We start from the raw sequence: 14687 nt of genomic DNA on the forward strand, positions 1-14687 counted from the left end.
TATTCACCGCTTTGCCCGGCGCCGCGATCGGCGCGTTCTGATGATGTCGCAGGGCGGACTAACCGTAGAACCTGAAAACCATGTCTCCTAGTGAATTTGCCCGCGAAGTCTCCAAAAGAAGAACTTTCGCCATCATCTCGCACCCCGATGCCGGTAAGACCACCATTACCGAAAAAGTGCTGCTGTTCGGACAGGCGATCCAGACCGCCGGTACGGTAAAAGGCCGCGGCTCCAGCCAGCACGCCAAATCCGACTGGATGGAAATGGAAAAGCAGCGTGGGATCTCGATCACCACCTCGGTGATGCAGTTCCCGTATCGCGACAGCCTGGTCAACCTGCTGGACACCCCGGGGCACGAAGACTTCTCCGAAGATACTTACCGTACCCTGACCGCCGTCGACTGCTGTCTGATGGTGATCGACGCCGCCAAGGGCGTTGAGGATCGCACCCGCAAACTGATGGAAGTCACCCGTTTGCGCGACACGCCGATCCTGACCTTCATGAACAAACTGGACCGCGACATCCGCGATCCGATGGAAGTGATGGACGAAGTTGAGCGTGAACTGAAGATCGCCTGCTCGCCCATCACCTGGCCGATCGGCTGCGGCAAGCTGTTCAAAGGCGTTTACCACCTGTACAAGGATGAAACCTACCTGTATCAGACCGGTAAAGGCCACACCATTCAGGAAGTGCGCATCGTCAAAGGCCTGAATAACCCGGAACTGGATGTCGCCGTGGGCGAAGATCTGGCGGCGCAGCTGCGCGATGAGCTGGAACTGGTGCAGGGTGCTTCCCACGAGTTCGATCAGGAGGCTTTCCTGAGCGGCGAACTGACCCCGGTGTTCTTCGGTACCGCACTCGGCAACTTCGGCGTGGATCACATGCTGGACGGCCTGGTGGCCTGGGCGCCGGCGCCGATGCCGCGCAAAACCGATACCCGCGAAGTGACGGCGGCGGAAGAGAAATTCACCGGCTTCGTGTTCAAGATCCAGGCCAACATGGATCCGAAGCACCGTGACCGCGTGGCCTTTATGCGCGTCGTGTCCGGCCGTTATGAGAAGGGCATGAAGCTGCGCCAGGTACGCACCGGCAAAGACGTGGTGATCTCCGACGCGCTGACCTTTATGGCTGGTGACCGCTCGCACGTGGAAGAAGCCTACCCGGGCGACATCATTGGTCTGCACAACCACGGCACCATTCAGATCGGCGATACCTTCACCCAGGGTGAAGACATGAAGTTCACCGGTATTCCGAACTTCGCGCCTGAACTGTTCCGCCGCATTCGCCTGCGCGATCCGCTGAAGCAGAAACAGCTGCTGAAAGGGCTGGTGCAGCTGTCCGAAGAGGGCGCGGTGCAGGTATTCCGTCCGATCGCCAACAACGATCTGATCGTCGGCGCGGTCGGTGTGCTGCAGTTCGACGTGGTGGTGGCGCGCTTGAAGAGCGAGTACAACGTGGAAGCGCTGTATGAGTCAGTCAACGTGTCGACCGCGCGCTGGGTCGAGTGCGACGACGTGAAAAAGTTCGAAGAGTTCAAGCGCAAGAACGAGATCAACCTGGCGCTGGACGGTGGGGACAACCTGTCCTACATCGCGCCGACCATGGTGAACCTCAACCTGACGCAGGAACGCTATCCTGACGTGACCTTCCGCAAGACGCGCGAACACTGATAAATCGGCAGGGCGCCCGGTGCGCCCTGCCAACCTCCCTCATCCTCACTCCGCTAATTAATAAAACTTCCTCACCTTTTATGCCGCAAACCGATGTCGCCAGGCAGCGTTCGTTTGGCCTGCGTTTTTCGTCTGATGGTCTATGTTTAACAAGATGCCCACACATTGCTTGAGAGTAAATCACTGTAATGCGTTGGTTATTTGGTGACTTATTCCAATGTGTTGCCGATAGGAGACAGTGTGTTTCCTTGAATATCAATGAGATGGCTGTTTTACCGTTTTGTGTCACTTAGTCTGTCGTCAATAGGCGACAGTTTTTTGATTAAAAATCCGACGCAATGATTTATATATTTGATTTTAAATGTATTTATTGAGTTGGCACGACGGTTGCAGTACTCCTGTCGTGAACGCTTAATCGTATAGCGATGATGAAGTATTTACCGAGCAGGCCGCGTGAAGGCGGCCGCAGGGTTCCGGCGCTCTGGCGCTGAGGGCCCCCAACAAAAGGAAGAGATCGATGAAAAAGACCAAATTTGCACACTCGCTGATGGCTGTCGTATTGGGTTCTGTTTTGGTGAGCGGCAGTGCGCTGGCCGAAGACAGTCTGCTCAACAAGGCGTCTAACGCCGCGGATAGTGCCGGTGCCAAAATCGATAGCTCCATGAAAAAAGTTGACGGTTACATGGATGACAGCGCGATAACGGCTAAAGTTAAAAGTGCGTTGGTGGAAGATAAGACCATCAAAAGTTCTGACATTTCGGTGAAAACCGAAAAAGGCACGGTGACCCTGAGCGGGTTCGTCGGCAGCCAGGCGCAGGCGGAACATGCGGTCGCGGTTGCCGGTAAGGTGGAAGGCGTCAAGACCGTCAGCGACAAGCTGCACGTGAAAGATGAAGCCAACCCGTCGATCAAATCGTATGCCGGCGACACCGCCACCACCAGCGAGCTGAAAGCCAAGTTGCTGGCCGACGACATCGTGCCGTCGCGCAATGTGAAAGTGGAAACCACCGACGGTGTGGTGCAGCTTTCCGGCGAAGTGAAAACGCAGGCGCAGTCTGAGCGTGCGGAAAGCATTGCCAAGGCCATCGACGGCGTGAAAAGCGTGAAAAATGACCTGGTGGTCAAGCAGTAATCCCGCCAGGCGCCCGTAACAAGTCACAACAAGCCGCATCTGTCGGGCCGTGAAGGCGGCCCGACGTGTACCACCAAAAAAAGAAACTGATTTGCCGTCGATGCCCCGTTGTCGGGGCGGGAGACAGCAGCGATTTTTTCACAATGGTAAGGAGAAGCTTATGTTTCGTTGGGGCATTATCTTTTTAGTCATCGCGCTTATCGCTGCGGCGCTGGGGTTCGGTTCGCTGGCGGGTACCGCCGCCTGGGCCGCCAAGGTGGTGTTCGTCGTCGGCATCATCCTGTTCCTGGTCAGCCTGTTCACCGGCCGCCGGCGCCCTTAGCCGGCCGGCATTTTCCTGTAAACTGTAACAAAGCTTAATTCCTTTTCTCACGTCGGGAGGGCCGGCCATGAACAGCGATATCGTCGTCGGACGCTGGAAACAGCTGAAAGGCCAGGTATGGCAGGCGTGGGCCGAATGGTCCGGCAGCGATTGCGCCTGGCTGGCTGGCAGCAATGATTTCCTCGCCGGCGTGCTGCAAGAGGATTACGGAAGAGAGCGAGACGCGGTATCCTCGGAAAAAACGTCTCACTGAGGATGCCAAGTTGGGATACAGAATACCCATCACGCTCGGCAATATAGAACCGCTGGCGTCTAAACCCTTTCGGCCAGGAAAAATGGCGTTGGTCTGCGAAGGCGGCGGCCAGCGCGGCATTTTCACCGCCGGCGTGCTGGACGAGTTTCAGCGCGCGGGCTTTAACCCTTTCGATTTGTTGATCGGCACGTCTGCCGGCGCGCAAAATCTGTCCGCCTACATCTGCGGCCAGATGGGCTACGCGCGTCGAGTGATCACCCGTTACACTACGTCGGCGCAATTTTTCAATCCGCTGCGTTTCGTACGCGGCGGGCATCTGATCGATCTCGATTGGTTGGTCGACACGGCGGCGGCACAGATGCCGCTGGCGATGGACGTGGCGGAACAACACCTCACCGATGGGCGCGAGTTCCTGCTGTGCGCCTGCCGCAGCGATGATTTTGAACCGACCTATTTGCCGGCGCAGCGTGAACGCTGGCTGCCGGCCATCAAGGCGTCCAGTGCCATTCCCGGCTTTTATCGTCAGGGCGTGGAGCTGGATGGCGTCAGCTATCAGGACGGCGGCATCAGCGATGCGATCCCGGTGGAAGAGGCCTACCGTCGCGGCGCCGACACCATCGTGGTGATCCGCACCGTCCCATCGCAGATGTACTACACCCCGCAGTGGATGAAGCGCATGGAGCACTGGCTGAGCGACAGCAGCCTGCAGCAGATGGTGCGCATCCTGCAGCACCACGAGCAAAGCTACCACCGCATCCAGCGCTTTATCGAGAAGCCGCCGGGCAAGCTGCGCATCTTCGAAATCTTTCCACCGAAGCCGCTGGCCAGCAATGCGCTGGGCAGCCGACTGGGTTCGCTCAATCAGGATTATCATCTGGGGCGCCGCTGCGGCCGTTACTTCCTGGCCACCGTCGGCCAGTGGATGGCGCAGCCGGAGCCGGACGGCATGAAGGTGAAGAAATCGCTGTCGCGCCGTCTGATCCAGCCGGAGAACGTCAGAATGCCTTCGCCGATCGTGACTGATATCGCCATGCCGTCCGATCTGGGCGCGCAGCCGGAGGCCGCGGTGGCGGCGCCGAAAATTATCCTGCCGGGCGATCTGCCGCCGGGTGAAGGGGGCGCGCTGTGAGTTACGCCTTTACCGATACCCACTGCCATTTCGATTTCCCACCCTTTACCGGGCATGAGGCCGAGAGCCTGGCGCGGGCGGCCGGCGCCGGCGTGCAGCGCATCATCGTGCCGACGGTTACCGCCGATCGCTTCGCGCGAGTGCTGCGGCTGGCGCAGGAGCACGCGCCGCTGTTCGCCGCGCTGGGGCTGCACCCGCTGTATATCGCGCAGCATCATGAACCGCAGTTGGAACAGCTGGCGGCGTTGCTGGCCGAACGGCCGCACAAGCTGGTGGCGGTGGGGGAAATCGGGCTCGATCTGTATATGGACAACCCGCAGTTCGAGCGGCAGCAAAGCGTGCTGCTGGCCCAACTGAGGCTGGCGAAACAGCATGACCTGCCGGTGATCCTGCACTCGCGCCGCACTCACGATCAGCTGGCCGCGGCGCTGCGGCGCATACAGCTGCCGCGTCGCGGCGTGATGCACGGCTTCGCCGGCAGCCTGTCGCAGGCACAGGCGTTTATTCGCCTTGGCTATTATATCGGCGTGGGCGGCACTATCACCTATGAGCGGGCGCAGAAAACGCGCGGCGTGATGGCGCAGCTGCCGCTCGAGGCGCTGCTGCTGGAGACCGATGCGCCGGATATGCCGCTGGCCGGCTATCAGGGGCAGCCGAATCGCCCCGAACGCGCCGCCGAGGTGTTTCAAACGCTGTGCGCGCTGCGGCCGGAACCGGCCGACGAGATCGCCGCCCACCTGCAACGCAATACTCAGGCGCTGTTCGCCATGCCGAACTGAGATGACCATAACGTGACCTGCGTCACGTTATAAGATTTTCATTTGCGTCTCGTTGTATACATTTGTGACATAAATCGGTGCGAGGGTGACCTCGCTCAGTATAATCCCCCCCGAAACTCTCCAATAGCAGACCTCTCTTCATGAGCAGGGATGTATTTTATTTTTTGCAACAGGGAAACTTTGCATGCAACTCATCATGAGTCTGGTTGGCATGGCGGTGCTGATCGCCATTGCGGTGCTGCTCTCCAGCAACCGCCGGGCCATCAAATTGCGCACCGTCGTGTGGGCGTTCATCATTCAGGTCGGCATCGGTGCGCTGGTGCTGTACGTGCCGCTGGGCCGCAGCATCCTCGGCAGTATGTCTAACGGTGTGGCAAACGTTATCGCCTACGGCAATCAGGGCATTTCGTTCATCTTCGGCGGGCTGGTGTCCGACAAGATGTTCGAGGTGTTCGGCGGCGGTGGCTTCGTGTTCGCGCTGCGCGTCCTGCCGGTGATCGTGTTCTTCTCCTCGCTGATTGCGGTGCTGTACTACCTCGGCATCATGCAGTTGGTGATCCGCGTTCTGGGCGGCGGCCTGCATAAGCTGCTGGGCACTTCGCGCACCGAATCGCTGTCGGCGACCGCCAACATTTTCGTCGGCCAGACCGAAGCGCCGCTGGTGGTGCGTCCGTATATCGCCACCATGAGCCAATCGGAACTGTTCGCCGTGATGTGCGGCGGCCTGGCCTCGGTGGCCGGTTCGGTGTTGGCGGGGTACGCGCAGATGGGCGTGCCGCTGGAATACCTGATCGCCGCGTCCTTCATGGCGGCGCCGGGCGGGCTGTTGTTCGCCAAGCTGATGGTGCCGGAAACTGAGCAGACCCACGATAAAGACGATGCGATGAAGCTGATCGCCGAAGAAGATCGTCCGGCCAACGTGATCGACGCGGCGGCTTCTGGTGCGGCTTCCGGCATGCAGTTGGCGCTGAACGTCGGTGCGATGCTGCTGGCGTTTATCGCGCTGATCGCCTTGCTTAACGGCATTCTCGGCGGTATCGGCGGCTGGTTCGATTATCCGCAGCTGTCGCTTGAACTGATCCTCGGCTGGGTGTTCTCGCCGATCGCCTTCCTGATCGGCGTGCCGTGGAGCGAGGCGATGACCGCCGGTTCGTTTATCGGCCAGAAGATCATCGTCAACGAGTTCGTCGCCTACATGAACTTCGGCGCCTATCTGCGTCCGGACGACGTGGTGGCGGCGGAAGGCCTGCAGGTGCTGTCGGCCCACACCAAGGCGATCATCTCCTTTGCGCTGTGCGGTTTCGCCAACCTCTCCTCGGTGGCGATCCTGCTGGGCGGTTTGGGCAGCATGGCGCCTAACCGACGCCATGACATTGCGCGCTTCGGCCTGAAGGCCGTGGCGGCGGGCACGCTGTCCAACCTGATGAGCGCCACCATCGCCGGCTTCTTCCTGGCGCTGTAAGCCATCCCAGAGCCCGCGACGGTGCGACCGAACGCGGGACTCCGCCTATACTCTAAGCAACGCGGGTGCTTGCCGCACCCGCGATCTTCAGCCGCTTCTTTAGCGAATTTGTGAACGATATCGCGTTATTTTGTGATGCTCTTCACATATAATTCCGGTCTGTTACAGTGCTATTTCATATAGTGTGACGCTGAACGCGAATCGCCCCCGGCATTCGTGTTCAAATAGCTATTACTGGCCGGCCGCAAGGCGGGTGGCCATGTGCGGTGAGAAGGATCTCAGTTGCCGCCGCGGGAACGCCGTTCCCCAGCGCTATCTTCATGGAACCAAGTCCGCTCGCCAACACCCAGGTACTCAGTTGGAGAGTTTTATGACCGAATTAACCGCAGCAGCGCAACGTGCGCTGAACCTGATGGATTTAACCACGCTGAATGATGACGACACCGATGAGAAAGTGATCGCGCTCTGTCGTCAGGCCAACAGCCCGGCCGGTCACACGGCGGCCATCTGCATTTACCCGCGTTTTATCCCGGTGGCGCGTAAGGCGCTGCGCGAGCAAGGCACGCCGGACATTCGTATCGCCACCGTGACCAACTTCCCGCATGGCAATGACGATATCGACATCGCGCTGGCGGAAACCCGCGCGGCGATCGCCTATGGTGCGGATGAAGTGGACGTGGTGTTCCCTTACCGTGCGCTGATTGCCGGCAACGAGCAGGTTGGCTTCGAGCTGGTGAAACAGTGCAAACAGGCTTGCCAGGCGGCCAACGTGCTGCTGAAAGTGATCATCGAAACCGGCGAACTGAAACAGGCCGATTTGATCCGCAAGGCGTCCGAGATCGCCATCAAGGCCGGGGCTGACTTTATCAAGACCTCCACCGGCAAGGTGCCGGTTAACGCCACACTGGAGAGCGCCGAGCTGATGATGTCGGTGATCCGCGATATGGGCGTGGCGAAGACGGTGGGCTTCAAGCCGGCCGGCGGCGTGCGCACTGCGGAAGACGCGCTGCATTATCTGCAACTTGCCGATCGTATTCTGGGCGAGGGCTGGGCCGACGCGCGGCATTTCCGCTTTGGCGCTTCCAGTCTGCTGGCCAGCTTGCTGACCGCGCTGGGCCACCAGACCCAGACCGCCGGTGGCGGCTACTGATCGATTTCGTTGGCGGGCGCCAGGCGCGCCCGTCTGCACCGACTCTCGGCGACACAGGGGGATGCCTTGTTCCTGGCTCAAGAAATTATTCGTAAAAAACGCGACGGCCAGCCGTTAAGCGAAGCGGAAATCCGCTTTTTCATCAACGGCATTCGCGACAACGTGGTGTCGGAAGGGCAGATCGCCGCGCTGGCGATGACCATTTATTTCCACGACATGAGCATGCCGGAGCGCGTGGCGCTCACCATGGCGATGCGCGATTCCGGCACCGTGCTGGACTGGAAGAGCCTGGCGCTGAATGGCCCGATCGTCGACAAGCATTCGACCGGCGGCGTGGGCGACGTGACGTCGCTGATGCTCGGCCCGATGGTGGCGGCCTGCGGCGGCTATGTGCCGATGATCTCCGGCCGCGGCCTGGGGCATACCGGCGGCACGCTGGACAAACTGGAAGCCATTCCGGGCTTCAATATTTTCCCGGACGATAACGCCTTCCGTAAAATCATTCAGGACGTCGGCGTGGCGATCATCGGCCAGACCAGCTCGCTGGCGCCGGCGGACAAACGTTTTTACGCCACCCGCGACATCACCGCCACCGTGGATTCGATCCCGCTGATCACCGCCTCCATTCTGGCCAAGAAGCTGGCGGAAGGGCTGGATGCGCTGGTAATGGATGTGAAGGTCGGTTCCGGCGCCTTTATGCCGACCTACGCCCTGTCGCAAGATCTGGCGCAGGCGATCGTCGGCGTGGCCAACGGCGCGGGCTGCAAGACCACCGCGCTGCTGACCGACATGAACCAGGTGCTGGCCTCCAGCGCCGGTAACGCGGTGGAAGTGCGCGAAGCGGTGCGCTTCCTGACCGGCGAATACCGCAATCCGCGTCTGCTGGAAGTGACGCTGGCGCTGTGCGTCGAGATGCTGCTGTCCGGCGGCCTGGCGCAAGACGAGGCCGACGCGCGCGCCAAACTGCAGGCGGTGCTGGACAACGGCAAGGCGGCGGAGGTGTTTGGCCGCATGGTGGCGGCGCAGCAGGGGCCGATAGACTTCGTCGAACGCTATGATAGCTATCTGCCGGCGGCGACGCTGAGCAAGCCGGTGTATGCTGAAAAGCCAGGCATCATCAGCGCTATGGATACCCGCGCGCTGGGCATGGCGGTGGTTTCGCTGGGTGGCGGCCGCCGCCGGGCGAGCGACGCCATCGATTACAGCGTCGGTCTGACCGAGGTGGCGCGCCTGGGCGATAAGGTGGATGCCCAGCAGCCGCTGGCGATGATCCACGCCAATGATGAAGAGAGCTGGCAGCAGGCGGCCGATGCGGTGCGCAGCGCGATGACGCTGAGCGATAAGGCGCCGGAAGCGACGCCGGTGGTGTATAAGCGCATCACGGAATAACCCAAGAATCAGGAACGGCCGCGGCTTTTTCGCGGCCGTCCAAAGCGTGAGAACACGCAGGAGAGCACAGATGAAACGCACATTTATTATGGTATTGGACTCCTTCGGCATCGGCGCCAGCGAAGACGCCGAACGTTTTGGCGACCAGGGTTCCGACACTCTGGGCCACATCGCCGAGGTTTGCGCGCGCGGTGAAGCCAACGTGGGCCGTCAGGGCCCGCTGACGCTGCCTAACCTGAGCCGTTTGGGTCTCGGCAAAGCGGCGGAAGAGTCCACCGGCAACTTCCCGCAGGGGCTGGATCGCAATGCCGATATCATCGGCGCTTATGCTTACGCCAGCGAGCTCTCTTCCGGTAAAGACACGCCGTCGGGCCACTGGGAAATCGCCGGCGTGCCGGTACTGTTCGACTGGGGCTACTTCAAGGACGAGCACAACAGCTTCCCGCAGGAGCTGCTGGATAAGCTGGTGGAGCGCGCCAACCTGCCGGGCTACCTGGGCAACTGCCACTCATCCGGCACCGTGATCCTCGATCAGCTGGGCGAAGAGCACATGAAAACCGGCAAGCCGATTTTCTACACCTCCGCCGACTCGGTGTTCCAGATCGCCTGCCATGAAGAAACCTTCGGCCTGGAGCGCCTGTACGAGCTGTGCGAAATCGCGCGTGAAGAGTTGACCGAAGGCGGTTACAACATCGGCCGCGTAATCGCGCGTCCGTTCGTCGGCGACAAAGCGGGTCACTTCCAGCGCACCGGCAACCGTCACGATCTGGCGGTAGAGCCGCCGGCGCCGACCGTGCTGAAAAAGCTGGTGGACGAGAAAGGCGGTGAAGTGGTGTCAATCGGTAAAATCGCCGACATCTACGCCAACGTCGGCATCACCAAGAAGGTGAAAGCGACCGGCATCGATGCGCTGTTCGACGCGACCCTGACGGAAATGGAAAAGGCCGGCGACAACACCATCGTGTTCACCAACTTCGTGGACTTCGACTCTTCCTACGGCCACCGCCGCGACGTGGCGGGCTACGCCGCCGCGCTGGAGCTGTTCGACCGCCGCCTGCCGGAGCTGCTGAAGCTGGTGAAAGATGAAGACATCATCATCTTCACCGCCGACCACGGCTGCGATCCGACCTGGCCAGGCACCGACCACACCCGTGAACATATCCCGGTGCTGGTCTACGGCCCGAAAGTGAAACCGGGCTCGTTGGGCCACCGCGAGACCTTCGCCGACATCGGCCAGACCGTCGCCAATTATTTTGGCCTGTCGCCGATGGATTACGGTAAGAGCATGTTTTAATTCGTGAGTCTCAGACGGCGGCGCAGCTGGCCGCCGTCTGACATGCCACGGTTTATACGTTTAACGCTATTTAATACGATTTAAAGGAAGAGAATTATGGCTACGCCGCACATTAATGCTGAGATGGGTGATTTCGCTGACGTAGTACTGATGCCGGGCGATCCGCTGCGCGCAAAATACATCGCCGAAACCTTCCTGGAAGGCGCGGTGGAAGTGAACAACGTGCGCGGCATGTTGGGCTTCACCGGCACCTATAAAGGCCGCCGCATCTCCGTAATGGGCCACGGCATGGGCATCCCGTCCTGCTCCATCTATGCGCGCGAGCTGATCGCCGAGTTCGGCGTGAAGAAAATCATTCGCGTGGGTTCCTGCGGCGCAGTGCGTGACGATATCAAACTGCGCGACGTGGTGATCGGCATGGGCGCATGCACCGATTCCAAGGTTAACCGTCTGCGCTTCAAGGACAACGACTACGCGGCGATCGCCGACTTCGACATGGTGCGCAACGCGGTCGACGCCGCGGCGGCGCAGGGCATTCCGGCGCGCGTGGGCAACATCTTCTCCGCCGATCTGTTCTATACCCCGGATCCGGACATGTTCCAGGTGATGAAGAAGTACGGCATCCTGGGTGTGGAAATGGAAGCGGCCGGCATCTACGGCGTGGCGGCGGAGCTGTATGAAGAGTTCGGCTGTAAAGCGCTGACCATCTGCACCGTGTCTGACCACATCCTGCGTCACGAAGCGACCACGGCGGCGGAACGCCAGACCACCTTTAACGAAATGATCGTTATCGCGCTGGAATCCGTACTGCTGGGCGACAAAGCCTAATACTCCGGCGGGCGTCGTTATGGCGCCCGCCTGTCAATCTATTCACTTCACCTGGCCTGAGTCACTCTTTCTTCGGCGCTTCCTGCTTGTTCTCCGGCGCATCCTCTTCGTCGTCTTCCACGGTATTGCCTTCTGCCAACGGCGTGTTGGCGGTCAACAGGTACGGCGACTGCTGCCAGCGGCTGCGGCGGTGCTGCAGCAGGGTGCGTGCCAGAATGATGCCGATCGCCAGCGCCAGCAGGATCATCAGACGCAGCAGGTTGGTGGTGTTGTCCACCTGTTTGGATTCGGTCGCCAGCACGTGGGTGTCGAGGGTGATGCGGATAAAGCCGATCGGGCCGTCTTTGCCCTGAATGGATTCGACCAACTGGTGGTTGAAGTAGCTGCCGGCGCGTTTGCCGTCGAGCGACAGGCGATCGCGTATACTTATCTGTTCCCCGGCGTGGGAGACCAGTGTGCCGTCCAGCTGATAAACGCTGACGTCGAGAATGCGGCTGTGATCGGTGAGCTGCTTGAGGATGGCGTCGATGCGCGGGTTGTTGCCGTCGTCGTCCAGCAGCGGCGCCAGGCTGTAGGCGACCTGTTTGGTCAGCGTCTGCGCCAGCTCTTCAACCTGCTCGGATCGCGCCATTTGGTGACTCAGGCTAAAATAAGAGGCGCCCTGCATCAGCAACACCAGCAAAGCCAGGCAAATCAGGATAATAGCGGTGCGGTGCAGGCGAAATTTCAGTTTAGCGCGGGCCATGCAGGTTCCTTGGGCATCGGGGACACTTTATGTTGCCAGAACCGCTGGCGATAGGATAGCTTGATGCGTCGTTTTATCATGCAGCGTTTTTGTCCATTCAGGAGTCAATGATGTCAAACAGTCTGACCTATTGCGATCTTCCGGCGGAGATCTCTCAATGGCCGGGTCTTCCCCTTTCGCTTAGCGGCGACGAAGTGATGCCGCTCGATTACCGGGCGGGCAATACCGGGTGGCTGTTGTACGGCAGAAAACTGGACAAGGCGCGCATTACCCAATTCCAACGCAAGCTCGGCGCGGCGATGGTGATCGTCACCGCCTGGGGCGTGGACGACTATCAGGTGGTGCGGTTGGCGGGCACCCTGACGCCGCGCGCCAAGCTGCTGGCGGCGGAGAACGGGCTGGACGTGGCGCCGCTCGGCAAGATCCCGCACCTGCGCACGCCGGGGCTGCTGGTGATGGACATGGATTCGACGGCGATCGAGATCGAATGCATCGATGAGATCGCCAAGCTGGCGGGCGTCGGCGAGCAGGTGGCGGAAGTCACCGAACGCGCGATGCGCGGCGAGCTGGACTTTACCGCCAGTCTGCGTCAGCGCGTCGGCACGCTGAAAGGGGCCGACGCCAACATCCTCAAACAGGTGCGCGACGAGCTGCCGCTGATGCCGGGGCTGACCAGCCTGGTGGGCAAACTGCAGGCGATGGGCTGGCATGTGGCGATCGCCTCCGGCGGTTTCACCTACTACGCCGAACATCTGCGCAACCGGCTGCGGCTGGTGGCGGCGGCGGCCAATGAGCTGGAGATCCGCGACGGCAAGTTGACCGGCGAAGTGCTGGGGCCGGTGGTGGACGCGCAGTTCAAAGCCGATACGCTGCTGCGGCTGGCGGAGAAGCTGGAGATCCCGCTGGCGCAAACCGTGGCCATCGGCGACGGCGCCAACGATTTGAAAATGATGCAGGCGGCGGGGTTGGGCATCGCCTACCACGCCAAACCGAAAGTATATGAAAAAGCGCAGGTGGCGATCCGGCATGCGGATCTGATGGGCGTGCTGTGCATTCTCACCGGCAGCCTGAAACACGAAGTGCGATAACGAAAGATTGAGGTAAGACGTGGCAAAAGCGGCAAAACGGGCATTTGTGTGCAATGAGTGCGGGGCGGACTATCCGCGTTGGCAGGGGCAGTGCAGCGCCTGCCATGCCTGGAACACCATCACGGAAGTGCGTTTGGCCGCGTCGCCCGCAGCGGCGCGCAACGATCGCCTCAGCGGCTATGCCGGCGACGCCGGCGTCAGCAAGGTGCAGAAGCTGTCGGAAATCAGCCTTGAGGCGCTGCCGCGTTTCACCACCGGCTTTCTCGAGTTCGACCGCGTGCTGGGCGGCGGTGTGGTGCCCGGCAGCGCGATTCTGATCGGCGGTAACCCCGGCGCCGGCAAGAGCACCCTGTTGCTGCAGGTGCTGTGCAAGCTGTCTGAACAGATGAAAACCCTGTATGTCACCGGCGAGGAGTCGCTGCAGCAGGTGGCGATGCGCGCTCACCGTCTGGGGCTGCCGACCGGCGGCCTGAACATGCTGTCGGAAACCAGCATCGAGCAGATCTGCCTGATCGCCGAGCAGGAGCAGCCGAAGCTGATGGTGATCGACTCGATTCAGGTGATGCACATGGCGGACATTCAGTCCTCGCCGGGCAGCGTGGCGCAGGTGCGTGAAACCGCCGCCTACCTGACGCGCTTCGCCAAGACGCGCGGTGTGGCGATCGTGATGGTCGGCCACGTCACCAAAGACGGCTCGTTGGCCGGGCCGAAAGTGCTGGAACACTGTATCGACTGTTCGGTATTGCTGGACGGCGACGCCGATTCCCGCTTCCGCACCCTGCGCAGCCACAAAAACCGCTTTGGCGCGGTCAACGAGCTGGGGGTGTTCGCCATGACCGAGCAGGGGCTGCGCGAAGTCAGCAACCCTTCGGCGATTTTCCTCAGCCGCGGCGATGAAGTTACCTCCGGCAGCTCGGTGATGGTGGTGTGGGAAGGCACCCGGCCGCTGCTGGTGGAGATCCAGGCGCTGGTGGATCACTCGATGATGTCCAACCCGCGCCGCGTGGCGGTGGGCCTGGAACAGAACCGCCTGGCGATCCTGCTGGCGGTGCTGCATCGACACGGCGGGCTGCAGATGTCGGATCAAGACGTGTTCGTCAACGTGGTCGGCGGGGTGAAGGTCAGCGAGACCAGCGCCGATCTGGCGTTGCTGATGTCGTTGGTTTCAAGCCTGCGCGATCGGCCATTGCCGAACGATCTGGTGGTGTTCGGCGAAGTGGGGCTGGCGGGAGAGATTCGTCCGGTGCCGAGCGGTCAGGAACGCATCTCCGAAGCGGCCAAGCACGGCTTTAAGCGCGCCATCGTGCCGCACGGCAATATGCCGAAAAAGCCGCCGGCCAACATGCAGGTGTTCGGGGTCAAGAAGCTGGCGGACGCACTGGACGTGCTGGAAGAGTTTTATTAATGTCGCCGGCGGCGAGAGAGATATGCTATTTTGTTTAGCAT

At 60.8% G+C, this 14687-nt stretch carries 14 protein-coding genes; 13 read left to right on the forward strand and 1 reads right to left on the reverse strand.

From position 1 onward, the window contains the following. Positions 1 to 80: 80 nt before the first annotated feature. The 11 genes from prfC (at position 81) to deoD (ending at position 11408) form a co-directional block, all read left to right on the forward strand. Complete coding sequence (gene prfC, locus ACRAWE_RS19595; protein ID WP_049241937.1) at positions 81 to 1670, forward strand: peptide chain release factor 3; 1590 nt, start codon at positions 81 to 83, stop codon at positions 1668 to 1670. A 517-nt stretch (positions 1671 to 2187) separates the two neighbouring features. Continuing rightward, positions 2188 to 2802: a molecular chaperone OsmY gene (gene osmY / locus ACRAWE_RS19600; protein WP_198635804.1), complete on the forward strand. Its 615-nt coding sequence runs from the start codon at positions 2188 to 2190 to the stop codon at positions 2800 to 2802. Between the two features lie 160 nt (positions 2803 to 2962). Then, complete coding sequence (locus tag ACRAWE_RS19605; RefSeq protein WP_004933089.1) at positions 2963 to 3124, forward strand: DUF1328 domain-containing protein; 162 nt, start codon at positions 2963 to 2965, stop codon at positions 3122 to 3124. A 67-nt stretch (positions 3125 to 3191) separates the two neighbouring features. Continuing rightward, on the forward strand, positions 3192 to 3377 hold the full coding sequence (locus ACRAWE_RS19610; protein ID WP_019454987.1) for a CsbD family protein: 186 nt from the start codon (positions 3192 to 3194) through the stop codon (positions 3375 to 3377). A gap of 10 nt (positions 3378 to 3387) precedes the next feature. Beyond that, entirely contained in the window at positions 3388 to 4506 is a 1119-nt protein-coding gene (locus ACRAWE_RS19615) for a patatin-like phospholipase family protein (protein WP_074055303.1), read from the forward strand. Beyond that, positions 4503 to 5285, forward strand: coding sequence for a TatD family hydrolase (locus ACRAWE_RS19620; RefSeq protein WP_432525786.1), 783 nt, complete (start codon positions 4503 to 4505; stop codon positions 5283 to 5285). The genes ACRAWE_RS19615 and ACRAWE_RS19620 overlap by 4 nt, the downstream gene beginning before the upstream one ends. Positions 5286 to 5469: 184 nt before the next feature. Then, complete coding sequence (locus ACRAWE_RS19625) at positions 5470 to 6747, forward strand: NupC/NupG family nucleoside CNT transporter (protein WP_019454990.1); 1278 nt, start codon at positions 5470 to 5472, stop codon at positions 6745 to 6747. A 370-nt stretch (positions 6748 to 7117) separates the two neighbouring features. Next, a complete protein-coding gene (deoC, locus tag ACRAWE_RS19630; RefSeq protein ID WP_016929165.1) occupies positions 7118 to 7897 on the forward strand; it encodes a deoxyribose-phosphate aldolase in 780 nt (259 codons plus the stop codon). A gap of 66 nt (positions 7898 to 7963) precedes the next feature. After that, positions 7964 to 9286: a thymidine phosphorylase gene (gene deoA / locus ACRAWE_RS19635; protein WP_019454991.1), complete on the forward strand. Its 1323-nt coding sequence runs from the start codon at positions 7964 to 7966 to the stop codon at positions 9284 to 9286. 70 nt (positions 9287 to 9356) lie between these two features. Then, on the forward strand, positions 9357 to 10580 hold the full coding sequence (deoB, locus tag ACRAWE_RS19640) for a phosphopentomutase (protein WP_197667708.1): 1224 nt from the start codon (positions 9357 to 9359) through the stop codon (positions 10578 to 10580). Positions 10581 to 10676: 96 nt separating this feature from the next. Continuing rightward, a complete protein-coding gene (gene deoD, locus ACRAWE_RS19645) occupies positions 10677 to 11408 on the forward strand; it encodes a purine-nucleoside phosphorylase (RefSeq protein WP_004933059.1) in 732 nt (243 codons plus the stop codon). Positions 11409 to 11469: 61 nt separating this feature from the next. On the opposite strand, the gene ACRAWE_RS19650 is transcribed toward deoD, so the two are convergent. Then, positions 11470 to 12153: a YtjB family periplasmic protein gene (locus tag ACRAWE_RS19650; RefSeq protein ID WP_019454993.1), complete on the reverse strand. Its 684-nt coding sequence runs from the start codon at positions 12151 to 12153 to the stop codon at positions 11470 to 11472. Positions 12154 to 12263: 110 nt separating this feature from the next. Here ACRAWE_RS19650 and serB point away from each other — a divergent pair, with 110 nt between their 5' ends. After that, positions 12264 to 13241 (forward strand): phosphoserine phosphatase, encoded by a 978-nt coding sequence (gene serB, locus ACRAWE_RS19655; RefSeq protein ID WP_025159616.1) that lies wholly within the window; start codon positions 12264 to 12266, stop codon positions 13239 to 13241. A gap of 19 nt (positions 13242 to 13260) precedes the next feature. Continuing rightward, positions 13261 to 14646 carry a DNA repair protein RadA gene (gene radA, locus ACRAWE_RS19660; protein WP_025159617.1) on the forward strand — a complete coding sequence of 462 codons (1386 nt, stop codon included), beginning with the start codon at positions 13261 to 13263 and terminating at the stop codon, positions 14644 to 14646. Positions 14647 to 14687 lie beyond the last annotated feature (41 nt).

It is taken from the genome of Serratia sp. BFP-2025 (assembly GCF_050880365.1).
Classification (GTDB): Bacteria; Pseudomonadota; Gammaproteobacteria; order Enterobacterales; family Enterobacteriaceae; genus Serratia; species Serratia surfactantfaciens.